Annotated in this window: 25 protein-coding genes; all 25 read left to right on the top strand. The window is 59.9% G+C overall.

All coding sequences use genetic code 11. The features are described 5' to 3' along the window. The first annotated feature begins 430 nt into the window (after window positions 1-430). The 25 genes from ACTJLA_RS09520 to ACTJLA_RS09400 all read left to right on the top strand — a co-directional run bounded on the left by ACTJLA_RS09520 (window position 431) and on the right by ACTJLA_RS09400 (window position 20,612). Window positions 431-949, top strand: a complete 519-nt coding sequence (locus tag ACTJLA_RS09520) for a phage regulatory CII family protein (protein WP_440841124.1) — start codon at window positions 431-433, stop codon at window positions 947-949. Continuing rightward, on the top strand, window positions 942-1,169 hold the full coding sequence (locus ACTJLA_RS09515) for a TraR/DksA family transcriptional regulator (RefSeq protein ID WP_440841122.1): 228 nt from the start codon (window positions 942-944) through the stop codon (window positions 1,167-1,169). Before ACTJLA_RS09520 ends, ACTJLA_RS09515 begins: the two co-directional genes overlap by 8 nt. Continuing rightward, on the top strand, window positions 1,159-3,378 hold the full coding sequence (locus ACTJLA_RS09510) for a VapE domain-containing protein (protein WP_440841187.1): 2,220 nt from the start codon (window positions 1,159-1,161) through the stop codon (window positions 3,376-3,378). Before ACTJLA_RS09515 ends, ACTJLA_RS09510 begins: the two co-directional genes overlap by 11 nt. Then, complete coding sequence (locus tag ACTJLA_RS09505; RefSeq protein ID WP_177147155.1) at window positions 3,371-3,736, top strand: PA0613 family protein; 366 nt, start codon at window positions 3,371-3,373, stop codon at window positions 3,734-3,736. The genes ACTJLA_RS09510 and ACTJLA_RS09505 overlap by 8 nt, the downstream gene beginning before the upstream one ends. Before the next feature lie 527 nt (window positions 3,737-4,263). Continuing rightward, a complete protein-coding gene (locus ACTJLA_RS09500; protein WP_095015165.1) occupies window positions 4,264-4,608 on the top strand; it encodes a phage holin family protein in 345 nt (114 codons plus the stop codon). Window positions 4,609-4,814: 206 nt separating this feature from the next. Continuing rightward, entirely contained in the window at window positions 4,815-5,420 is a 606-nt protein-coding gene (locus tag ACTJLA_RS09495; RefSeq protein WP_407597065.1) for a terminase small subunit, read from the top strand. 3 nt (window positions 5,421-5,423) lie between these two features. Further along, window positions 5,424-7,424: a phage terminase large subunit family protein gene (locus ACTJLA_RS09490; protein WP_440841119.1), complete on the top strand. Its 2,001-nt coding sequence runs from the start codon at window positions 5,424-5,426 to the stop codon at window positions 7,422-7,424. A 1-nt stretch (window position 7,425) separates the two neighbouring features. Continuing rightward, window positions 7,426-7,632 (top strand): phage head-tail joining protein, encoded by a 207-nt coding sequence (locus tag ACTJLA_RS09485; protein ID WP_056783432.1) that lies wholly within the window; start codon window positions 7,426-7,428, stop codon window positions 7,630-7,632. After that, the gene (locus ACTJLA_RS09480; protein ID WP_440841116.1) at window positions 7,632-9,113 is read left to right on the top strand and encodes a phage portal protein; all 1,482 of its coding nucleotides are present in this window, start codon (window positions 7,632-7,634) and stop codon (window positions 9,111-9,113) included. The genes ACTJLA_RS09485 and ACTJLA_RS09480 overlap by 1 nt, the downstream gene beginning before the upstream one ends. After that, on the top strand, window positions 9,110-10,252 hold the full coding sequence (locus tag ACTJLA_RS09475; protein WP_440841115.1) for a head maturation protease, ClpP-related: 1,143 nt from the start codon (window positions 9,110-9,112) through the stop codon (window positions 10,250-10,252). The genes ACTJLA_RS09480 and ACTJLA_RS09475 overlap by 4 nt, the downstream gene beginning before the upstream one ends. Then, window positions 10,249-10,587 carry a head decoration protein gene (locus tag ACTJLA_RS09470; RefSeq protein ID WP_078821617.1) on the top strand — a complete coding sequence of 113 codons (339 nt, stop codon included), beginning with the start codon at window positions 10,249-10,251 and terminating at the stop codon, window positions 10,585-10,587. The genes ACTJLA_RS09475 and ACTJLA_RS09470 overlap by 4 nt, the downstream gene beginning before the upstream one ends. 62 nt (window positions 10,588-10,649) lie before the next feature. Next, on the top strand, window positions 10,650-11,645 hold the full coding sequence (locus ACTJLA_RS09465; RefSeq protein WP_043046677.1) for a major capsid protein: 996 nt from the start codon (window positions 10,650-10,652) through the stop codon (window positions 11,643-11,645). Between the two features lie 2 nt (window positions 11,646-11,647). Then, window positions 11,648-11,968, top strand: coding sequence for a head-tail joining protein (locus tag ACTJLA_RS09460; protein ID WP_440841112.1), 321 nt, complete (start codon window positions 11,648-11,650; stop codon window positions 11,966-11,968). Next, the gene (locus ACTJLA_RS09455; RefSeq protein ID WP_440841110.1) at window positions 11,965-12,624 is read left to right on the top strand and encodes a hypothetical protein; all 660 of its coding nucleotides are present in this window, start codon (window positions 11,965-11,967) and stop codon (window positions 12,622-12,624) included. Before ACTJLA_RS09460 ends, ACTJLA_RS09455 begins: the two co-directional genes overlap by 4 nt. Continuing rightward, window positions 12,624-13,139, top strand: a complete 516-nt coding sequence (locus ACTJLA_RS09450; protein ID WP_440841109.1) for a hypothetical protein — start codon at window positions 12,624-12,626, stop codon at window positions 13,137-13,139. Before ACTJLA_RS09455 ends, ACTJLA_RS09450 begins: the two co-directional genes overlap by 1 nt. Before the next feature lie 29 nt (window positions 13,140-13,168). Further along, window positions 13,169-13,702: a phage baseplate assembly protein V gene (locus ACTJLA_RS09445; protein ID WP_134657893.1), complete on the top strand. Its 534-nt coding sequence runs from the start codon at window positions 13,169-13,171 to the stop codon at window positions 13,700-13,702. Between the two features lie 57 nt (window positions 13,703-13,759). Further along, window positions 13,760-14,029, top strand: a complete 270-nt coding sequence (locus ACTJLA_RS09440; RefSeq protein WP_440841107.1) for a hypothetical protein — start codon at window positions 13,760-13,762, stop codon at window positions 14,027-14,029. Window positions 14,030-14,034: 5 nt separating this feature from the next. Then, window positions 14,035-14,361 (top strand): GPW/gp25 family protein, encoded by a 327-nt coding sequence (locus tag ACTJLA_RS09435; RefSeq protein ID WP_440841105.1) that lies wholly within the window; start codon window positions 14,035-14,037, stop codon window positions 14,359-14,361. After that, window positions 14,358-15,239 carry a baseplate assembly protein gene (locus ACTJLA_RS09430; protein WP_046071194.1) on the top strand — a complete coding sequence of 294 codons (882 nt, stop codon included), beginning with the start codon at window positions 14,358-14,360 and terminating at the stop codon, window positions 15,237-15,239. The genes ACTJLA_RS09435 and ACTJLA_RS09430 overlap by 4 nt, the downstream gene beginning before the upstream one ends. A 1-nt stretch (window position 15,240) precedes the next feature. Further along, complete coding sequence (locus ACTJLA_RS09425) at window positions 15,241-15,930, top strand: phage tail protein I (RefSeq protein WP_440841104.1); 690 nt, start codon at window positions 15,241-15,243, stop codon at window positions 15,928-15,930. Next, a complete protein-coding gene (locus ACTJLA_RS09420; RefSeq protein WP_440841102.1) occupies window positions 15,927-17,813 on the top strand; it encodes a phage tail protein in 1,887 nt (628 codons plus the stop codon). Before ACTJLA_RS09425 ends, ACTJLA_RS09420 begins: the two co-directional genes overlap by 4 nt. 10 nt (window positions 17,814-17,823) lie before the next feature. After that, complete coding sequence (locus tag ACTJLA_RS09415) at window positions 17,824-18,213, top strand: phage tail assembly chaperone (RefSeq protein ID WP_440841100.1); 390 nt, start codon at window positions 17,824-17,826, stop codon at window positions 18,211-18,213. Between the two features lie 102 nt (window positions 18,214-18,315). After that, the gene (locus tag ACTJLA_RS09410; RefSeq protein ID WP_440841098.1) at window positions 18,316-19,482 is read left to right on the top strand and encodes a phage tail sheath subtilisin-like domain-containing protein; all 1,167 of its coding nucleotides are present in this window, start codon (window positions 18,316-18,318) and stop codon (window positions 19,480-19,482) included. A 12-nt stretch (window positions 19,483-19,494) separates the two neighbouring features. Continuing rightward, window positions 19,495-19,998 carry a phage major tail tube protein gene (locus ACTJLA_RS09405; RefSeq protein ID WP_056783396.1) on the top strand — a complete coding sequence of 168 codons (504 nt, stop codon included), beginning with the start codon at window positions 19,495-19,497 and terminating at the stop codon, window positions 19,996-19,998. Window positions 19,999-20,012: 14 nt separating this feature from the next. Continuing rightward, window positions 20,013-20,612, top strand: coding sequence for a phage tail assembly protein (locus tag ACTJLA_RS09400; RefSeq protein ID WP_440841095.1), 600 nt, complete (start codon window positions 20,013-20,015; stop codon window positions 20,610-20,612). Window positions 20,613-20,666: the final 54 nt, after the last annotated feature.

Below are 20,666 nucleotides of genomic sequence, written 5' to 3'. Positions count from 1 at the left end.
TGATTAAGTCTCTGGCTCGCGAGAGCGGGGGAAAGGTTTCTCTTGCCGAGGTTCTTGAGCACTTCAGAATTACAGAGGACTGCCTGCACAGCGCTTAATAGTCAAGAAAAAGGCGACCCAAGGGCCGCCCAGTTCCTCCCGGCACACACCACCACAGTGCTGTCGGGTCGCGATGTAGGAAGGAGGGCACACCACATGCAAACCACCTCCCCTTATCGCGCTCCCAAGACACGGATGTCTTGGGTTGCTGCCTTTTCCACCACAGATTAGGCAGCTGTTGCGCCAGAGGTGAGCAACGGATTGTTCGCCTCGGCACGGTGCCGGTTTCGATCCCTAAGATCTGGCCGGCGTTTGGGCCCTTTCAAGCCACGCGACAAATGTAACACCACTGCATGTCGCGGGGCACTGGCAACTTTGTAGGATTAATGCCATGAGCCGAGTAGCTTTAAGCTGTGTTGAGAGAGCGCAAAAGGAAGTACTGACGCTCGAATTATCCCTGTACCATGCCGCACGGGACTATCCCGGTGGTGCCGCTGCAATCGCAGCCACCACCGGTAGAAATGCCACCACGCTGCAGCACAAGTTGTCTCCCACCCATCCCTCCCACACGGTCAACATTCAAGAGTTCGGCGAGATCCTTGAGCTGACTAAAGACCGCCGCATTCTCGATGCGGTGCACGGCCTTGTCGGCGACACGATCTGGCAGGAGCTGGCCGAGGCGTACACCAATGACATGCCCGAAACCCTCACCACGGGTATCGCGCAGTTCTTCCGGCAAGTCGCGGATTTATCCGAGACCTGGGCCAAGCACATCGGCGACGGCAAGGTCGACGACGGCGAGCTGGCTGAGATCCGCCAGTTGGTATTTCGCGGCATTCAGGGATTGTTGGGCATGTACAACCGCGCCCGCTACGTCAACCAGACGACTTGTGGGGTGGGACGTGGCTGATATCGCTGATTTCGCAAATGACCTGGTGCAAGAGCGCATCGATCAAGCCGTTGCTGCACGCTTGGCGCTGATGTCCAACACGGCTCAGAATTCGCTGATGTTCTGTGAAGAATGCGATGGCCCCATCCCCGAAGCCCGTCGTTTGGCACAACCCGGTTGCACGCTCTGCATTGAGTGCAAGACCGTCGATGACCAGAGGGCTGCCCGTTATGCTCGATGACGTGCTCAATCAGTTCGCGGACTACGGTCTCGAACCCGCGCAGCCCCTCGTATACGGAAAGCTCACTCGCTGCAAAACCACCCAGGATAAGGGCAAGGAAAAGAACGGTTGGTACGTCATCCACGAACACCGCACCGACAAGAACGAGACGCTGATCTTTGGCAGTTTCGGTGACTGGCGCTCCGGCGAGACCCAGAAGATCAAGGTCAAGCCCGGACGCATGAGTCCTGAGGAGCGTGAAGTCATGCGCGCTCGTCAGGAAGACGCCAAGCGCAAGGCTGCTGAGATCGCTGCCAATGCTTCACGTCGAGCCGCCAACCGTGCCGCCGGCCTGTTCAGGCGCATGCCGGAAAAGGGCAAGAGCGCTTACTTGGATAGAAAGCAGATCGTCGGCTTCAAGGTTCGCTATGCGCCCCGTACCGGCGCTTTTTTAGTGCCCATGTGCAACGTGCGCGACCAGATTGTCGGTCTGCAGGTGATCTTCCCCGCGAAGCAAGAGGACACCGGGCGCGACAAAGCGTATTGGCCTTACGGCATGTCGAAGGAAGGCGCCTTCCACCTGATCGGCCCACACCCTGAACCCGGCGAACCGGTGTTGGTGTGTGAGGGCTACGCCACGGGCGCAAGCCTGCACATGGCGACTTCGCTCACTGTCACCATCGCCTTCGACGCGGGCAACCTGCTGCCGGTCTCCAAGGCTATGCGCGAGCGCTTCCCCGGTTGCCCGCTGATCATCTGTCGCGATGATGACTGGAAGACCAAACGCCCCAACGGCGACCCCTGGAACCCTGGTGAGGAGAAGGCCAACAACGCGGCGCTGGTGGTCGGCGGCCAGGTGGTTGCCCCTGTATTCTCCGGCGAGCGCGAGATCAAGTGGACCGACTTCAACGACCTGCACGTCGCCGAAGGTTTGGAGGCCGTTCGCCGCCAGGTGCTGGCGGTGGTCAAGCCTCCTGCAGCGGGTGGTTGGAAAGACCAACTCGCCCGCACCGAGAACGGCTCCCTGATCGCGCACATGCAAAACGTCGAGCTGATCCTGGGCAATGACGAGCGCTGGGCCGGTGTCATCGGCTACAGCGTGTTCAGCTCAAAGATCGTCAAGCTGCGGTCGGCGCCCTTCGGCGGCGGTGCCGGTGACTGGGCCGACATCGACGACATGCGGGTGATGAAGTGGCTCGCGCAGCAATACAACCTGCGGGTCAAAGCGTCCCATGTGATCGAGGCGGTCAGCGTGGTTGCGCACGACCATGCCTTCCACCCGGTGCGCGAGTACCTGGAGAAGCTGGAGTGGGACCGCGTACCTCGCATCGAAACCTGGCTCACGGATGTGCTGGGCGTCCAGGCCAGCGAGTACTCGGCCAAGGTCGGCAAGCGCTGGCTGATCTCGGCGGTCGCTCGAGTAATGCGCCCAGGCTGCAAGGCTGACTCGGTGATGATCCTCGAAGGCGGGCAGGGCGCTGGTAAGTCCACGGCCATGGGCGTCCTCGGCGGCGAGTGGTTCATGGACACGCCTTTTGCCCTCGGTGATAAGGACAGCTTCCAGGCGATTCGCGGCAAGTGGATCGTCGAGCTGGGTGAGCTGGACAGCTTCAACAAGGCCGAAAGTACCAAGGCCAAACAGTTCTTCTCGGCGTCCACCGACACCTACCGCGAGAGCTACGGCCGCAGAACGAATGACGTGCCACGCCAGTGTGTTTTCGTGGGCACTACCAACCAAGAGGAATACCTCAAGGACGCCACGGGCAATCGCCGCTATTGGCCGGTGTTCTGCAACAAGGTCGACCTGGAGCAATTGCGCGAGATTCGCGACCAGCTGTGGGCTGAGGCTTTGTTCTGCTTCGAGGCTGGCGACATCTGGTGGGTGGCCAAGGACGAATCTTGGATGTTCGCCGAGGCCCAAGACGAGCGATTCGTCGTCGATGAATGGGAAGGGCCGATCTTGGCCTGGATGGAAGAGTCGCAGATCGGCGAGACCGCCACCGGCAACGAGATCCTCACCCAGGCGCTCAAGCTGGACTTCGGCCATTGGGGCAAGCCTGAGCAGATGCGGGTCGGGGCGATCATGCACCGGTTGGGCTGGCGCAAGCGGCGCATGCCGGCATTGCCTAAGAGTGGGGTGCGGCCCTGGGCCTATGTAAAGCCTGCGGGTTGGGGGCGTGCGTCTGCGTTGCAGCAGTCGGTGATCGAGGAGCCTTGCTTCGATGATTAAGCGAATCGACGAGATGCTCAAACTATGGGCGCAGGATCTGCACTCACCCATGCCGGAAAACATGGGCGGGCCGAGCGGCGGCAACATGATTGCCATGCTGATGGAATGCAAGGGCGAGTTGATACGCGGCACACGCGGCAGTCGGGTACTGCTGGATGAATCGGCCGACATCGAGCTGATCGTCAACAAGCACTTGCCGCCGCAGCTGTCGGTCGTAGTGCGTGAGCATTACTGCAATCACGAAAGCTTCCTCTCGCAGAAGTACACCCATTGCGGATGCGGTCGGGATACCTACTACCAGCGTCTGCACGAAGCCCACCTGCACATTGCCGGCATGCTGATGGGGAAGGCTGCATGACCCCCGGCGTTACTCCGTGTGCCTTTGTCCTACTGTCCGCCCTTGTCCGACTGCCATTTAGCGCAGTTGGACAGGCGCAGGCCGCGCTGTTGTTGTCCTGTCCTACCGTCCAACCTTCACCCGACCCACGCACACATGAGCATAGCGGGCACGTAATCGCGCCCATGGCGCGCACGCGTGCTTTTAGCTTTCTCTCTATACACAAGAGAAAAGGAATAAAGGTAGGACAGTAGGGCAGAGCCCCGTATTCAGGCGCCTGTAGCTGTCCTGCTTCGATCAAGAGTAGTGGGACAGGTCAGACGGGGCACCAGAAGCGATAGCCGAATGAATGCGTTGTACCTGCGTTGCACCTGCGTCATACCTGTATTGCACCTGTATTGCGCCATGGCATTAAAACTCACTTGCTGCCACCGGAATCGACCTGTAAAAAGTACCCATCTTCGATAGGTGCGACCGCAAGCAGCGGGACTCACCACCACACTGAACCCGGCCATCGCGCCGGGTTTTTGCGTTTATGGGGTAGGGCGATGACGAACGAGCAGCAAGCGCTTATAGAGATGCCGGTCTGGATGGTGATCCTACTGTCCCTGGTCGGCGGGATTTCCGGCGAGGCATGGCGGGCCGACAAGGCGGGGGTGAGCGGTTGGTCGTTGGTTCGCCGCTTGCTGCTGCGGTCCGGGGCCTGCGTGGTCTGCGGGCTTTCCACCATGATGCTGCTGCATGCATCGGGTATGTCAGTACTGGCAGCGGGGAGCATCGGCTGCCTCACCGCGATGGCCGGCGCTGATGTCGCCATCGGCCTGTACGAACGCTGGGCCGCCAAGCGGTTGGGCGTGTGCGATGTGCCACCCTCCGGCGGTGGTCAGGCGTGATGGGCTGGAGGCCTCGGAATACGTGGCCTCCAGTGAATTGCATCAAAATTAAGCGCCGAGAGGTCGCCGGGGACCCTGGCGGCATCCGAGGGACACGGGGCATGAAACCCGCGGGAAAGCGTTAGCGGCAGGCCCGCCAGCTTACTGAAATTCAATCCATTGAAATTGAAAGGTTTCCATTGAAAAGCCGTTGAAAAGGAGGGCTTATGACGGATCCACTGTTCCTGTCTAAAAGCGCTTTCGCGGTTCGCATCGGCAGGACGCCGAGCTACATCACCTGGCTGAAAGACAACAACCGCCTGGTGCTCTCGCCAGATGGCAAGAAGGTCGACGTGCTGGCAACCGAAGCACTGATCCTCGAAACCGCCGACCCCAGCAAGGCCGCCGTCGCGGCTCGACACCAACAAGACCGGCTCCAGCGTGATGTTTACAGCCAACTGTCCCCCATGGTCGAGCCGACTAACACGGCTGCGCCGCCGCAGCCAGCTGGCGCGAAGAGCGGGCAACCCGACTTCCAGAAGGCCCGCGCACACCGCGAGTACTACCTGGCCCAGCTGGCCGAAGCCGAGTTTCACAAGGTGCAGGGCTCGCTGGTGGATATGAAGGCGGTCACCACCGGGGCCTACAACGCCGGACGCATGCTGCGCGATCAACTGCTCAGCATGCCCCCGCAACTGGCCCCTGAACTGGCCGCAATGACTGACCCTTGGGAAATTGAGCAGCACCTGACCAAGGCGCTACGGCTGTCCCTGGAAGAGGCCGAGCGCTTGTCTTCGGCTGACCTTGAACGCGATCTGATCACTACGAGTTAACCCATGCAGACGGAAAAACCTGACGGCGCTGAGGTGTACCGTGAGGCGTATTTCCGTGGGCTTCGTCCAGACCCCAGCCTGTGGGTGGACGAGTGGGCCGACGAATACATGCGCATCCCGCGTGATACCGGCGCCGCCGAGCCAGGGAAATATCGCACTGTTCGAACGCCCTACGCACGCGAGCCGATGCGGTGCCTGTCACCGGCTCACCCGTGCAAGCGCGTAGTGACCATGGTCGCCTCGCAGTTGATGAAAACCCAGATCGCCCTGAACTGGATCGGTGCGCTGATCCACATGGTGCCGTCGAACATCCTCACGCTGCTGCCCAGCCTAGGCCTGGCAAAGCGGGTGTCGTCGCGGATCGGCAAGACCATCAAGGCCACCCCGGTGCTGCGCGAACGTGTGGCGTCGAGCCGCTCGCGGGACTCGCGCAATACCATGGACACCAAGGAGTTCGAAGGCGGCTCGCTGTACGTTACCACCGCCGGCTCTGCGGCCAACTTGGCCGAGCTGTCGGCACGCTACGTGTACGGCGATGAGATCGACCGTTGGGAAGTCGACGTAGGCGAAGAGGGCGACCCCATCGAGCTGGCGGAAACGCGGGGTAGTACCTTCGGCCGCAATGCCAAGTTCTACTTCTCCAGTTCGCCGACGATCAAGGGCGCCTCGCGCATCGACGATCTGTTCGAGGGTAGCGACCAGCGTTACTACTACGTGCCGTGCCCGACCTGCGGGCACATGCAAACCCTGGAGTGGGAACGACTGCATTACTCCCAGGACTTCAGCGTCGTGCATTACGAGTGCGCCGGGCCTGACTGCGACGTGCTGATCGAGGAACACCACAAGGGCGATATGCTCGCCCGTGGCGAGTGGCGCGCCCATGCCAAAGGCGATGGCGAGACGGTCGGCTTCCACCTCAACGCGCTGTATTCACCGCTGGGTTGGACGGGCTGGAAGTCGCTGGCGAAGCAATTCGAGAAGGCGAAAAAGGCCCAGGCCAAAGGCGACCTTGAACCCATGCAGGTGTTCTACAACACCCGTCTGGCTAAGGTGTGGGACAGCGCGCAAGAGCAGACCAAGGCATCGGTACTGATCGAGCGGGCACGCCGGGAAGGGTTCTCCCTCGGTGCAATGCCCGCCGCCGTGATGATGATCACGGGCGCCGTCGACGTACAGGCCGACCGTCTGGAGTTCATGGCAATGGGCTGGGGTGTCGGCATGGAACGCTGGGTCATTGACCACCGGGTGATCGCGGGCGACCCGTCGGACGAGCGCACCTGGGCGGTGCTTGATGAACTGCTGAAAGAGCGGTACCGGCATCCCTGCGGCGTCGGCCTGGGCATTCTCGCGGTCGCCGTCGACTCCGGCGGTCACCACACCGACGAGGTCTACCAGTTCTGCCGCGTGCGGCGCTGGCGCAACATCTTCGCCATCAAGGGCGCGAGCAAACCCGGTAAGCCGGTGATCGCTCAGCGGCCGTCCATGGTTGATGTGACCTGGAAGGGCCAGACCGAACGCGGCGGCGCCGAGCTGTGGTTTGTCGGTACCGACACCGCAAAAGACTGGATCTACAACCGTTACCCGTTCGAGTCCGGCCCAGGTGCGCTGCACTTTGCCAACGACCTGCCGGACGAGTTCTTTGCCCAGTGCGTGGCCGAGCGCAAGGTCGCCAAGTACGTGCGGGGCCACAAGCGTATCGAGTGGATCAAGGGCAAGGCCGAGCGCAACGAAGCCCTCGACCTGATGGTGTATTGCCTGGCGATGGCGCATTACCTCGGCATCAACCGGTATCAGGAACACGACTGGGACCGGGTCCGGAACTCACTGGCACAGGCCGGTTTGTTCGATGAAAAGGTGGTCGCTGCTGAGCGTGTAACGGTTGCCCCACAGGCTACCGCGACACCGCAAGTGGCGCCGCAACCCGTTGCCCCGGTCGCCCAACCGCGACCCGCTGCACCCCCACAACGCCGCAGTTCCACCAGCGGTTACCTGAAGAGACGCTGATATGTCGTTTACTCCGAAGCACCTCGAAGCCATCGAGCGCGCCATCGCACGCGGTGAAAAGACCGTGCGCTACAGCGACCGCACGGTGGAATACCGCTCCATCGACGAACTGCTCAAGGCTCGCGACGAGATTCGCACGTCGCTGACCAACGCTGCCGGCCCGCGCTCTCGCGTGGTTCGGCTCATGCATGGAGGCAAAGGACTCTAATGGCCCGACATTATCCGACGCTAACCCGTAATGGATTCTTGCTGCCGTCGAACATCAAGGCCAGTTACGAAGGCGCCGGAGAGGGCCGACGTTCGGCCAGTTGGGAAGCCACCGACAAAGGCATCAACAGCATCAACACCCCGGCACTGCGCAACCTGCGGGCTCGCTCGCGGGCGGCGGTGCGCAATGACCCGTATGCGTTCAACGTCATCGACAAGCGCGTCAGCAACCTGATCGGCACCGGCATCACGCCCAGGCCGACCACGAACGACGCGGCACTGCGCAAACTCAAGCAGCAGCTGTGGGACGACTGGGTGGATGAAGCGGACGCAGACGAGCTGACCGACTTCTACGGCATGCAGGCCCTGGTGGCGCGCACCGTGGAAACCGCTGGTGAATGCTTTGTGCGGTTGCGGCCGCGCAGCCCGAGCGAAGGTTTGGCGGTGCCGCTGCAACTGCAGGCGCTGGCGCCTGAGTTTGTCCCACACGACAAGTTTGAGACGGCCAAAAACGGCAACGTTATCCGCGCCGGGATCGAGTTCAATCCAGCCGGTAAGCGTGTGGCATATTGGATGTACCTCTCGCATCCGCGCGATTCATCGTCGTTGAACGCCGGTTACAACCAGTTGGTGCGGGTGCCAGCGACGCAGGTGCTGCACATCTTCGAACCGATGGAGCCAGGGCAACTACGGGGCGTGCCGCGTCTGGCACCGGTATTGAAACGCTTGCGCAGCCTGGACAACTACGACGACGCGGTGCTGTTTCGCCAGGAGGTGGCAAACCTGTTTGCTGGCTTCATCAAGCGACCGGCGCCGGACAGCGGACACCAACCGCGTGACCCGGTAACGGGGCAACTGCTGACCACCGACCGCGACGGCTTCACACCGATGGTGGCCTTGGAGCCAGGCACCATGCAGGAGCTGGGGCCAGGTGAAGAGGTGGAGTTCTCCAAGCCACCGGACGCCGGCAACAACTACCCGGACTTCATGCGGCAGCAGCTAATGGCTGCGGCAGCGGGTTCGGGCACGCCGTACGAGATCCTCACGGGCGACATGCGCGAGGTCAACGACCGGGCGCTGCGGGTGGTGCTCAACGAGTTCCGGCGGCGCCTGGAGCAACTGCAATTCGGCGTCTACGTGCATCAACTGTGCCGCCCGGTGCGTGCCGCCTGGATGGACATGGCGGTGCTGTCCGGTGCCCTTGTACTGGAAGACTACGCGCAACGTCGACGCGAATACCTGCGTACACGTTGGGTGCCGCAAGGCTGGGCCTACATCCAGCCGGTGCAGGATGTGCAGGCGCGGCGGATGGAAGTGCAGGCGGGCTTCGGTTCACGCAGTGAGATGTGTCTGCGCAACGGTTACGACGCGGAAACCATCGACGCGGAAAACGCCGCTGACCTCGCCAGGTCCACGGATCTGGGCCTCAACTACACCACGCTTGATGCCATCGAGCCGACAGATGACAAGGAACAACCATGAGTAAAAAAGCGATCCCGCGCATTTATGACAAGGCTGGCAAGCAGGTAAAAGTCGTGGATAAGAGTTGGTACACCTTTCATGCCAGCGGTGAAGCCGAGCAGCAAACCATTGAGGTGTTTGTATACGGCGAGATCGGCACCTGGGGTGTCAGCGCTAATCAGTTTGTCCAGGACCTGCGTGCCATGGATGACGGCGCGTCGCCGGTAATCGTTGCGTTCAACAGCATCGGTGGCGACTTGTTCGACGGCCTGGCGATCCACAACGCGCTGTCGCGCTTAGGCGAGCGCTGTACCGGGCGTATTGATGCGTTGGCGGCCAGTGCGGCGAGTGTCGCGGTGTGCGGCGCTCATCGCGTTGTGATTGCGGCCAATGCAATGCTGATGATCCACAACCCCTACACCTTTACCGGTGGTGATGCCGAAGACTTCCGCCGCGTTGCTGATGTGCTGGACCAGACCCTGGAAGCGATCATAGCGGCCTACAAGTCCAAAGCACCGGATATTGACGAGGCCGAGCTGCGGCGCATGGTCAACGCCGAGACTTGGCTGACTGCCAATGAGGCGGTGGCGCTGGGCCTGGCAGATGAGGTGGGCGACGGCCTCAAGGTCAAAGCCTGTCTCGGCCAGGGCAGTGTCTTGCAGCGCTTCCAGCATGCCCCGGCTGAATTGCTCGCCCAGTTGAATGAAGAGCCAGATGTCGAACCGCCTGAACCGGTCGACCCACCGGAACCGGCGCCCGTATTGGACGCTGCTGGACTGGCACTGATGGTCACCAAGGGTTGCGCGGCGGCCGGCATCAGTAACCTGGTGGAGCCGCTGCTCGCCACCACCAGGCTGGAAAGCGAAGCGGTAGTTACGGCAGCACTGACCAACGCGAAAACGCTGCATGGTCTGTGTGTAGCCGCACGATTGCCGGAACTGACCGCTGAGTTTATCTCGGCGGGTCTGGATGAAAGCGCAGTTCGTGCTCGGCTGTTCGACAAGCTGGTCAGCAGCGGCGGTGGCTTTGAGATCAACAACAGCCTGCCGCTGGACAACGACCCGGAACCCACCATTAAGGCCAAACAGGTCGACACCCAATCAATCTGGGCTACCCGTCAGGCGGCACAGAACGGAACCTCGAAAGGAGCAAGAGCATGAAAATCGAATCGATGCACGCGGGAGAGTTCCTGCTGTCCGAAGGCGCTGGCAACATTTCCCGCGAAGCGATCAATGTCGCAGCCGGGCCAGCCCTGGAGCCGGGCCAGATCCTCGGCCTAGTCACCGCCACCAGCGAGTTTGCCCCGTACCAGCCAACCGCCGAGGACGGTACCGAAAACGCCGTCGCGATTCTGTATGGGCCGCTGGGTGAGTCCGATGTGGCCCGGCGTGGTCGTGCCATCGTGCGGCTGGCCGAGGTCAGCGAAGCGCACTTGACCAGCCTCGACCCTGCCGCTGAAAAGGCCCTGGCCGCCCATTTCGTGATCGTCCGCTAAGGCGTTCACCTCATTTATCCATCCCGCCGAGTGCGGGATTTTTCGTTTCTGGAGAGTACCCCATGGCCGATATCGCCATTTTTGAAGACGATGCATTCAGCGTCTCCTCGCTGACCGCTGCAATCAATGAGCAGGAATACCTGCCGGGCCGTATCAGCAGCCTTGGCCTTTTCCGCGAAGAGGGCATCAGCACGTTGACCGTGCAGATCGAGAAAGACGGCGACACCCTGGCCCTGGTGCCATCGGGTGAGCGCGGCACCTCGGGCCTGGTGGTCGGCGGGACCAAGCGCACGTTGATCCCGTTCAACACCGTGCACCTTCCTGAGCGCTTCACCATCAAGGCCGACGAGATCCAAGGCATTCGCGCCTTCGGCACCCGCAGCGAATTGCAGGCCGTGCAGGATGTGGTCAACAAGCGCCTGGCAAAGGCCCGACGACAGCTGGATGCCACCCACGAATTCCAGCGCATGGGCGCGTTGAACGGACAGGTGCTGGATGCCGATGGCAAGACAGTCCTGTTGGATATTTATAAATCCTTCGGCGTGAATCGCCAGAAGCTGCCAATGGGCTTGAACAGTCCAGATACCGAGCTGCGGGTCAAATGCGGTGAAGCCCTGGATATGCAGGAAGAAGCCCTCGGCAGCGTCACCAGCAGCGGCTCTCGCGCCATGTGCGGCAAGAACTTCTGGAACAAGCTGATCGTCCACAAGTCGGTCAAGGAGACCTACCTCAATACCATGCAGGCCGCGTCTTTGCGTGGCGATGCTCGTGAAGCCTTCGAGTTCGGCGGGATCGTCTGGGAGCGTTATCGCGGCAAAGTTGCTGGTGTTGCGTTTGTCCACGACGACAAGGCGTTGCTGATCCCCGAGGGCGTTCCTGATCTGTATATCTCGTCCTTCGCACCGGCCGACTACATGGAAACGGTCAACACCCAGGGCATCCCTTACTACAGCAAGATCGAGCCGCTGCCGTTCAACAAGGGTGTGGCCGGCGAAGCCCAGTCCAACCCGCTGCACCTGTGCACGCGGCCTCGCGCGCAGATCCTGCTGGAGATGTGATCGTGGCCTTCCGCGATCTGATCGACGACATCGACGAAGTGGTCTTCGAAACACTGGGAAATAGGGCACGGATCGAGGGCCGCGAAGAGCCGGTGCTTGGTATGTTTGCCGCGCCCTGGTTGCAGCCGAAGCTCGGCAAGCTCAATACCGGCTTGCGTGAGCCTCGGTTTGAGATCCGCGTCAGTGATTCGGAAGGCTTGAAACGCGGGCTTTTGGTCAGCATCGACTTGCCCGCCCTGGACGGCGGCGGCGATTACGACTTGCTGCAGCTGGAGCCGAGCGGCGACGGTCTGGTCGCCTTGATCCTGAGGTTGCGCCCATGAGCATCGGTAGCTACGTCAAACCCTCGGCCGGCGGCGGGATGATCTCGATCCAGTCGTCAGCTGCAGATCTCCAGGCGTTTCAGGACTTCGCCAAGTTGGTCCCCAAGGCAGCTGCTGCGGCCCACCGACGCGCGATCAACAAGACGTTGGGCTGGTTGCGCACGCACATTGCCCGTGCCGTCAGCAGGCAGGAGCGCATTGCTGTCGCGGCAGTGCGTCAACGGTTACGCAGCTACCCAGTGTCCGGCGGGGCATCGAGCGGCAAGTTGTGGTTCGGCTTGAATGCCATCGATTCCAGCCGGATTGGCCGGGCGCGGCAAACCGGTAGCGGAGTGTCGGTGGCGGGGCGGCGTTATCAAGGCGCGTTTCTCAAGAAGGTCTATGGCAACAAGCCAGACATTTGGATTCGCACTGCGAGCAAGCACTTCAATGCTGACGATTATCCAGACAGCACGGTGTCACCTGGTCGCGGTGCAAGTTCTGGATGGGTCGCGGAGCATGGCAATCGTTTCCCGTTAGCCAAGGCCAAGGTGTCTCTGGAGCAGGCCCGTCTGCACTTTGAAAGCTGGATACAAAAGGCGGACGAGCGTCTGTTGGAGATCCTGCAGCAGGAGCTCAACTTCGAACTACAGAAATACTTGAAGAGGATCGGTTAATGGCTGACGAACCTTTTAGCCTGGACCAGCTTTACCGGGCGGTCGAGCAACACCTGGTGAGCCATCTGCCAGGGGTTCAGACGGTAAGTGCCTGGCCGGACATTCAGGATCGTATCGCTTTACCGGCGGTCTTTCTGGAGCTGGCCGAGATCGAGCCCGGTACCGATATCGGCACGGGTGAAACCACATTGGTGTGTAAGTTCGAGGCACGTATCGTCGTCGACCCGATCTATCCTCTGCATCAGCAACAGGCGGTGCAGTTGGCTACCCAACTTGCGGTCCTACTCCGGGCTCAGACCTGGGGGCTGGAAGTCGAGCCGGCAGAGTTCGTTCAGGCACTACAGGACTGGACCCAGCCAGTGTTGGATGGTTACACCGTTTGGCTGGTGGAATGGACGCAGCAGGTGTACCTCGGCCCTGAAGAGTGGCCTTGGCCCGATCAGCCGCCCGGCATGCTGTTGTTTGGCTTCAACAACGACGTCAAAGAGGAATTTGTTCCAGCGGAGGACTTGTGAGCGGCTATGTTGCTGCCCAGCACGACCGCATGCTTGCGGGGGTGGTCAAGGATTGTTTTGTGGTAGCAGTCGACTTGGCTGCCTCTCCGCCAGTATGTCGGGTTTCGGACGGCGAATGGACTAGCGCCTGGGTGCGCTGGCACAGCATCGCCGCCGGCAAGGCCAGGCATTGGAGGGCTCCGTCTCTGGGTGAGCAGGGGACATTGGTCAGTGCCAGCGGTGACGTGTCACAGGGCACGTTCATTCCGGGATTGTATGGCAACGCGGGTCCGCCACCGGATAACAGGGATCATGTGGAAGTGTGGCGGTTTGATGATGGCGGCTCGCTGATTTACGACTGGCAGGCCAAGAGCTACAGCATCACCCTGCCGAGCGGTACGGTGACCATCAAAGTCGCCAGTACAGAAGTGGTCGTGACGGACAGCGCCGTGAACGTGACCACCGGCAACATCAATCTGAAAGCAGCGGTGATGATCGACGGGGCGTTACACGTCACGAAAGGCATCACCAGTGCCGGTGCGATCATCGACGCTGGTGGCAACAGCAATCACCACACGCATTAATTTCAACCCACAAACAGCCCGCCCAGTGTGGGCTTTTTCATATCTGGAGTTTGCCTAATGAGTAAGTCTAGAACTGATGGCGATTCTGCCGAGGCCATTGTGGTTCCGGGGTTGAAGCCGGCACCGCTGGCTTTTCCCGTTACTGCTGACCCGGTTGAGTCCATCGGACCAGCGCGTGTTTTTCGCGACAAGGTTTTCACCTCGCGGACATTGATCCTACCCGGCGGCGGGACGCTTCCGATTGTTGCTGGTCGAGTTACCGCATGTGGTGATGATCAATTTGCGTTCTTGAAAGCGCATCCAGATCTGGAGCAATTGAAGGAGTAATCACAATGATCGGAATGGATCGCCACACCGGCCAACCCATTTCCGGCATCGCACACTTGCGGCAATCGGTTCCAGACATATTGGGCACGCCGTTGGGCAGCCGGCGGCATCGGATGGCTTACGGTAGCAAGCTCCGGCGATTTGTTGATTTGCCCGTCACCGATGGCTGGAAAAGCGCCGTGCAGGCGGAAGTCGCCCGCGCACTGGGTCGCTGGGAGCCGCGTTTGAAGCTGGATCAAGTGCGCGTCATTTCCGTTATCGGCGGGCAAATTAACCTGAAGATCGTCGGGCAGTACCTGGGCGACAGCGTCACGCTGGAGGTGGTCGTATGAGTATCGTGGACCTGTCGTCTTTGCCGGCGCCGACCGTGTTGGAGCCGCTGGACTTCGAAGAGGTTTTTCAGGAGGGGCTGGGGGTCTTTCGCGGATACATGGGCGGCAACTGGACTGCTGCGCTGGAGAGCGATCCGGTCCTTAAGGTGCTGGAGGTCGGCGCTTACATCAAGGTCGGCAACCGCGCCCGAGTCAATGACGCCGGCAAAGCGGTATTGCTGGCGCACGCCATACGCGGTGACCTCGATCACCTGGGGGCCAATGTCAACCTCAAACGCCTGGTCATTCAAGCAGAGGATCTGCTGGCCTTTCCGCCGGTTCCTGAAGTCAAAGAAGACGACGATGCGTTCCGGGAGCGCATCCAGTTGGCCTATGAGGGACTGACCACGGCCGGCCCGCGTAACAGCTACATCCTGCATGCGCGTAACGCCTCGGGGCTGGTGGCGGATGCCACGGCCGAAAGCCCGGCGCCTTGTTACGTGACGGTAACGGTGCTGGGATTGGACGGGGAGGGGGAGGCTTCACCGGAGCTGCTCGCCACGGTGGCAACTGCGCTGAATGACGACGATGTGCGGCCGGTGGGGGACAGGGTGACGGTTCAGAGCGCCCAGGTGATCCGCTACCAAATCAAGGCGATCCTGCACATGACCAGCGCGGGCCCAGAAGCTGATGCCAGTTTAGCCGAGGCGAAGAGTCGATTGGCGGCTTGGATCAATCCGCGCAAACGGCTCGGCGTTGAGGTGGCACGTTCCGGCGTAGACGCTCAGTTACACGTTGCCGGGGTATCTAGGGTTGAGCTGGTCGGCTGGCAGGACTTGGCCCCGACCAAAGCTCAGGCGGCGTACTGTACGGGCTACACCGTGACGCTGGCGGCTTGACATGAAAAGCCTATTGCCGATCAACAGTACGCAGCTTGAACGGGCCATGGAGGCTACGTTTTTCGAGAAAACGATTGTCCCGCTTCGCGACCTCTACAACGCTGATACCTGCCCGGTGCATTTGCTGCCGCATCTGGCATGGGCGTGGTCGGTGGATCGCTGGGATTACCGATGGACCGAGGCGACCAAACGCGCCGCCATCAAGGCCTCTTATTACATACATGCCCACAAGGGCACCATCGGCGCGTTACGCCGAGTGGTCGAACCGCTGGGCTATCTCATCGAGATTATCGAGTGGTTCAACATGAGGCCCGAAGGGACCCCAGGCACCTTTGCGTTAAAGGTCGGGGTGTTGGACACCGGTATCACTGAGGAAATGTATCAGGAGCTGGAGCGGCTGATTGATGACGCCAAGCCCGTCAGCCGTCATCTAACAGGGCTGGCGATTAGCCTGGAATCCACCGGGGCTATAAACATTTTTGCATGCATATCTGACGGAGAAGTTATTGATGTTTATCCGCCGGTACTGAGTGACATCGAGGTGACAGGTTTTATCGGGAGCGGGATTCGAGAGTGTTCCATAGATGAAATAGAAGTTTATCCTCCTGCGCCTGAACCTATCTCGGTTGACTGCTATGTCGGGGTGCCTGGTCGCGAACATTCCATAGACCATTTGGACGTATACACATGATTGATGCTAATTCGAAGTTTTTCGCGTTCCTGACGGCGGTTGGCGAGGCAAAGCAAGTTAAGTCAGATGCAGGGCTGCTAACTTGGAAGCTGACCCATATGGCTGTAGGGGACGCAAACGGTACTGACCCTATCCCTGATCGCTCACAGAAAACACTGATTAATGAGCGCCGCCGGGCTCCATTGAATAGCCTGGAGCCTCATCCGACTAATCCCGGGATCCTAGTAGCCGAGCAGATTATTCCGGCGGATGAAGGTGGATTCTGGATTCGCGAATTGGGACTTTTCGATTCTGACGGAGATTTGGTTGCCGTAGCTAATTGCGCGCCAAGTTACAAGTCGTTGCTAGCCCAAGGGTCTGGTAAAACACAAGTTATACGCATGAACTTTGTTGTTTCAAGTTCTACTAACGTTGTGTTGTTGATAGACCCGGCTGTTGTAAACGCCACTCGAAAGTATGTTGACGACTCGGTAGCGAATGCCGTCAACCGGCTTGATTTTAAACATTCGGCATTAGTCGCAACCACGGGCCCTGTGGTCCTGGCGGGCGTTCAAGCTATCGACGGATTCGCGGTGCCAGCGGGTTCGCGGGTGCTGGTTAAAGATCAAGTTCAGGCGAAGGACAACGGGCTGTACCTGGTCAGTGCTGATTCGTGGGTGCGCACGGTTGATGCCGATACCAGCGATAAGGTAACGCCTGGTTTGCTTGTCACGGTCGAACGGGGTACAGCCAACGCTGACACTGTCTGGCAACTGATCACCGATGGTCCGATAGTTCTTGGGACTACACCTCTGGCCTTTCAATGGTCTGCGGGGCAAAACGTCCCAACGCCGCCTGTTGATGACAGGTCTAAACGTAGCGCCAATACCGAGTCGGTACGAGCTCAGATCGAAAGCACCAAGCAGGCATTTCCTGTGCACGTCTTCCGCAAGAACCGTCTGATCAATGGCGCGTTCCAGATTTGGCAGCGAGGCAAGTCAGGCGTCGTTGGAAAAGCCAACGGTGACCCCGAAAGCACGTTCGGCCCGGACCGCTGGATGATTTACAGCCCAAAGAACGCCACCTGCAATTGGAGCCAGCTGCCGCTTGAGCAGGACGCCAATATCAACGAAGCAAAGTTTGCCCTGAGACTCTCGCGGCAAGGTGAAGGCAATGGCTGGAATCTCAGTCAGCGCATCGAGAACGTCGAAACATTGGCCGGCGGGAAGGTCACCGTCTCGTTTTATATGAAAACCAGCGTTCCACATACGTGTGCGGTGATTCTTCGCCAGAACTTCGGGGTCAACTCAACCGAGCCGAACGTCGATGTCGGCACATCGGTGGAGTTGACGACGGTATACAAAAAATACATCGTTACTCTCGACCTGGGCGGCGTTGTGAACAAGAACAAGGGCGTCGCGAACGACTTCCTGGAAGTTATCTTGGCCAGCGGGGGAGCCGGTGCCTACTACACGGACATTACCAACGTCCAGATCGAGTCCGGCAGCGTGGCGACTCCCTACGATTACAGAACGCACCAGGAGGAGTACCGCGCATGCTTGCGCTACTTCGAAAAGTCTTTCCTGCAGGATCACCCGTTGAAATCCAACAACGGTCCGGGGACCTGTATTGCCACCTTCACGCAATCCGCAGCAGCACAGGCCTCGCAGTCAGCCCTGCGTATGGACTTCCGAGAAGTGAAGCGCGTTGTTCCTACGCTGAAGCTATTTTCACCTGGTGAAAGCTCGTCGGAGATCTGGGCACAGTCGGCCGTAAAACCCTGCACTCTGACGAATATCCAAAGCTTGTGGTCGACAGGCTTTTCGCTTTCATGCCTTCCGCCGGCTGGGTCCATTCCTGGCTACACCCTGCAAATTGAGTGGACCGCCGAAGCGGAACTTTGAGGTGATGACTATGGATACAACTGAGTACAGATTCACCCCAGCCGGCGTCCGGCGGATGAGTGACCGCGTGTTCATCCCGGAAGATATGGGCAACAAAGAATGGGTAACTTACTTGGAGTGGGTCGCCGATGGCGGCCAAACCTTGCCAGAGAAGACCGTTGAAGAAACGGCGAATGAAGAGCGGCGCTGGCGAGACTTGGAACTTCAAGGTGTCGCATGGCTGCGTGAGCGTCACCGTGATGAAGTCGAGTTAGGCAGTGCGACGTCATTAACCGCCGATGAATATGCTGAGCTGCTGGCGTATATGCAGCTGCTGCGTGACTGGCCTCAATCAACGAAGTTTCCAGTGCTGAAATACCGACCCAAGAAACCTAGCTGGATCGCGCTACAAACCCAATAACGCCCCGCACTGTCGGGGCGTTTTGTATTCCGCCACACGTAACACAAACACCCTCCCGGCCTCGCTTATGCGGGGCTTTTTCGTTTCTGGAGCATTCGCTTTATGAGTTTCTTTCACGGCGTTACTACGACCGATATCAAGACAGGCGCGCGCACTATTTCCTTGCCGTCGTCTTCCATCATCGGACTTTGCGACACCTTCACCCCAGGCGTCCTCGGCGGCGGTACTGCCAAGGCCGGCGAGCTAAAGTTGATCACCACCGAGCGCGAGGCTATTGCTGCCTTCGGCGCCGACTCGGCGATCACCAAGGCTTGTAAGGCGATCTACACCAAGGCCAAGGCGGTGATCGTTGCCATCGGCGTGCCGAAGCTGGAAGACGCGGCGCTGCAAACCTCGGCGGTCATTGGCGGCGTTCTGGCCTCGGGACAGCGTACCGGCCTACAAGCCTTGCTCGATGGCAAAAGCCTGTACAACGCGCAGCCGCGGCTGTTGATTGCGCCAGGTCACACTGCCACTCAGGCGGTCGCTACCGCGCTTGATAGCCTGGCGCAGAAGCTGCGGGCAATCGGCATTCTTGATGGCCCTGGCACCACGGATGAGGCGGCGATGCTTTATGCCGATAACTTTGGCAATCGCAACCTGTTCATGGTCGATCCGGGCGTTCAGTACTGGGACACCGAGTCCAGCAAGACAGTTGATGCGCCGGCCTCGGCTTGGGCGGCGGGCTTGTTCGCTTGGACCGATGCTGAATACGGCTTCTGGGCCTCGCCGTCCAACAAGGAGTTCACCGGTATCACTGGCACTACCCGAGCTGTCGAGTACCTGGACGGCGACGAGACGTGCCGGGCGAACCTGCTGAACAACGCCAATATCGCGACGATCATTCGCGACGACGGCTATCGCTTGTGGGGTAACCGCACGCTGTCGAGCGATCCGAAGTGGGCGTTTGTCACGCGCGTTCGCACGCTGTTCATCCTTATGGATGCTGTGCAGGCCGGCCATAAATGGGCTGTTGACCGCTCGATCACCAAGACCTACGTCAAGGACGTTACGGATGGGCTGGATGCGTTCATGCGCGACCTCAAAGCCCAGGGCGCGATTATCAATTTTGAGGTGTTCCCGGACACCGAGCTGAACACTGCCAGCCAGATCGCCCAGGGCAAAGTTTATTGGCGCATCCGCTTCACTGACGTGCCGCCGGCAGAAAACCCGAATTTCCTTTTCGAAGTCACCGATCAGTGGATGACCGAAGTTCTTGAAGCAGCCTAAGGGGCCTAGTCAATGATTCCTCAGACCTTGTTTAACACGAACCTGTTTGTCGACGGCGTGAACTTCGCTGGCGACGTGCCGAGCCTTACGCTGCCCAAGCTGACCACCAAGACTGACGAGTATCGCGCTGGCGGCATGGCCGGTGCGATTGAGATGGACCAAGGCCTGGAAAAAATGGAGGCGTCCTTTGTTACCAAGGGCGTGCGCCGCGAGTCGTTGAAGTACTTCGGTCTGGCCGATGGCACAGCTTTCAATGCGACGTTCCGGGGTGCCTTCAAGGGGCAGAAAGGGGCCGTCACGGCGGTTGTCGCTACCCTGCGCGGTCGCCTCAAGGAGCTCGACCTGGGGGACTGGAAAGCCGGTGACCCTGCCGAGATCAAGCACGCCGTGGCAGTCGCTTATTACAAGCTCGAAATCGACGGGCGCCTCATGTACGAAATCGACATGGTCGCCGGGGTTCAGGTGATAGACGGCAAAGACCAACTCCTTGAAGTGCGCACCGCACTCGGCCTCTAAGGGAATAGATTCAAATGAATAAAGCAACGTCTAAAGCAGTACCGGCTTGGCTATCACTCACTGCGCTTGCAGCCGTCGTAACGCTCACGCGACCTACCAATGCCAACGGCGTGCTGGTCGAAACATTGACCTTGCGGGCCCCGCTGGTACGGGAAGTGCGGGCAGCCGACCGCGCCTCTAACGGCGACGAAGAACAGCGAGAGCTGATGTTGTTTGCTGGTCTGGCAGAGGTAGGTGTTAAGGATCTTGAAGGCCTGAAGCTGGCGGACTACCGCCGTGTTCAAGCCGCTTATGCACACTTGGTGCCGGATACCGACTATTCGGAATCAATGCCGCCGTGGCTGTCGGTCAACACTGATCGAGCCCAGGTCACCCTGACCTGCCCAAGCGAAGTTAATGGGGTATCGGTTGATACCTTGGCCCTGCGCTCCCCGACAGTGGGCGATGTGCGCGCTGCTAATCGTGACGCGGGCGGGGATGACGAACAGCGGGAATTGATTTTGTTTGCCGCGCTTGCCGGTGCGCCTGTCACGGACCTGGAGGGCCTGAAGCTGGTGGATTTTAACCGTCTGCAGGCCGGCTATTTTCGTTTGGACCAAGACGACGGGGTTTAACCCTCACGTCATAAAGATGGCCGCGAAACGTCTGGCGGCGGAAACAGGATTTTC

Origin of the sequence: Pseudomonas sp. 22072, from assembly GCF_052046095.1 — a bacterium.
Classification (GTDB): domain Bacteria; phylum Pseudomonadota; class Gammaproteobacteria; order Pseudomonadales; family Pseudomonadaceae; genus Aquipseudomonas; species Aquipseudomonas paracarnis.
The sequence above is the reverse complement of the archived record's forward strand: the minus strand, read 5'-3'. Positions and strand labels throughout refer to the sequence as shown.

Excerpts from the sequence above, each read along its gene's own strand:
- ACTJLA_RS09500 (WP_095015165.1), top strand. The coding sequence starts at position 4,264 with ATGACGAACGAGCAGCAAGCGCTTATAGAGATGCCGGTCTGGATGGTG.
- ACTJLA_RS09400 (WP_440841095.1), top strand. The coding sequence starts at position 20,013 with ATGAATAAAGCAACGTCTAAAGCAGTACCGGCTTGGCTATCACTCACT.
- ACTJLA_RS09440 (WP_440841107.1), top strand. The coding sequence starts at position 13,760 with ATGAGTAAGTCTAGAACTGATGGCGATTCTGCCGAGGCCATTGTGGTT.
- ACTJLA_RS09520 (WP_440841124.1), top strand. The coding sequence starts at position 431 with ATGAGCCGAGTAGCTTTAAGCTGTGTTGAGAGAGCGCAAAAGGAAGTA.
- ACTJLA_RS09495 (WP_407597065.1), top strand. The coding sequence starts at position 4,815 with ATGACGGATCCACTGTTCCTGTCTAAAAGCGCTTTCGCGGTTCGCATC.
- ACTJLA_RS09445 (WP_134657893.1), top strand. The coding sequence starts at position 13,169 with ATGCTTGCGGGGGTGGTCAAGGATTGTTTTGTGGTAGCAGTCGACTTG.
- ACTJLA_RS09475 (WP_440841115.1), top strand. The coding sequence starts at position 9,110 with ATGAGTAAAAAAGCGATCCCGCGCATTTATGACAAGGCTGGCAAGCAG.
- ACTJLA_RS09480 (WP_440841116.1), top strand. The coding sequence starts at position 7,632 with ATGGCCCGACATTATCCGACGCTAACCCGTAATGGATTCTTGCTGCCG.
- ACTJLA_RS09470 (WP_078821617.1), top strand. The coding sequence starts at position 10,249 with ATGAAAATCGAATCGATGCACGCGGGAGAGTTCCTGCTGTCCGAAGGC.
- ACTJLA_RS09420 (WP_440841102.1), top strand. The coding sequence starts at position 15,927 with ATGATTGATGCTAATTCGAAGTTTTTCGCGTTCCTGACGGCGGTTGGC.
- ACTJLA_RS09435 (WP_440841105.1), top strand. The coding sequence starts at position 14,035 with ATGATCGGAATGGATCGCCACACCGGCCAACCCATTTCCGGCATCGCA.
- ACTJLA_RS09505 (WP_177147155.1), top strand. The coding sequence starts at position 3,371 with ATGATTAAGCGAATCGACGAGATGCTCAAACTATGGGCGCAGGATCTG.
- ACTJLA_RS09490 (WP_440841119.1), top strand. The coding sequence starts at position 5,424 with ATGCAGACGGAAAAACCTGACGGCGCTGAGGTGTACCGTGAGGCGTAT.
- ACTJLA_RS09410 (WP_440841098.1), top strand. The coding sequence starts at position 18,316 with ATGAGTTTCTTTCACGGCGTTACTACGACCGATATCAAGACAGGCGCG.
- ACTJLA_RS09430 (WP_046071194.1), top strand. The coding sequence starts at position 14,358 with ATGAGTATCGTGGACCTGTCGTCTTTGCCGGCGCCGACCGTGTTGGAG.
- ACTJLA_RS09450 (WP_440841109.1), top strand. The coding sequence starts at position 12,624 with ATGGCTGACGAACCTTTTAGCCTGGACCAGCTTTACCGGGCGGTCGAG.
- ACTJLA_RS09415 (WP_440841100.1), top strand. The coding sequence starts at position 17,824 with ATGGATACAACTGAGTACAGATTCACCCCAGCCGGCGTCCGGCGGATG.
- ACTJLA_RS09485 (WP_056783432.1), top strand. The coding sequence starts at position 7,426 with ATGTCGTTTACTCCGAAGCACCTCGAAGCCATCGAGCGCGCCATCGCA.
- ACTJLA_RS09405 (WP_056783396.1), top strand. The coding sequence starts at position 19,495 with ATGATTCCTCAGACCTTGTTTAACACGAACCTGTTTGTCGACGGCGTG.
- ACTJLA_RS09465 (WP_043046677.1), top strand. The coding sequence starts at position 10,650 with ATGGCCGATATCGCCATTTTTGAAGACGATGCATTCAGCGTCTCCTCG.
- ACTJLA_RS09510 (WP_440841187.1), top strand. The coding sequence starts at position 1,159 with ATGCTCGATGACGTGCTCAATCAGTTCGCGGACTACGGTCTCGAACCC.
- ACTJLA_RS09425 (WP_440841104.1), top strand. The coding sequence starts at position 15,241 with ATGAAAAGCCTATTGCCGATCAACAGTACGCAGCTTGAACGGGCCATG.
- ACTJLA_RS09455 (WP_440841110.1), top strand. The coding sequence starts at position 11,965 with ATGAGCATCGGTAGCTACGTCAAACCCTCGGCCGGCGGCGGGATGATC.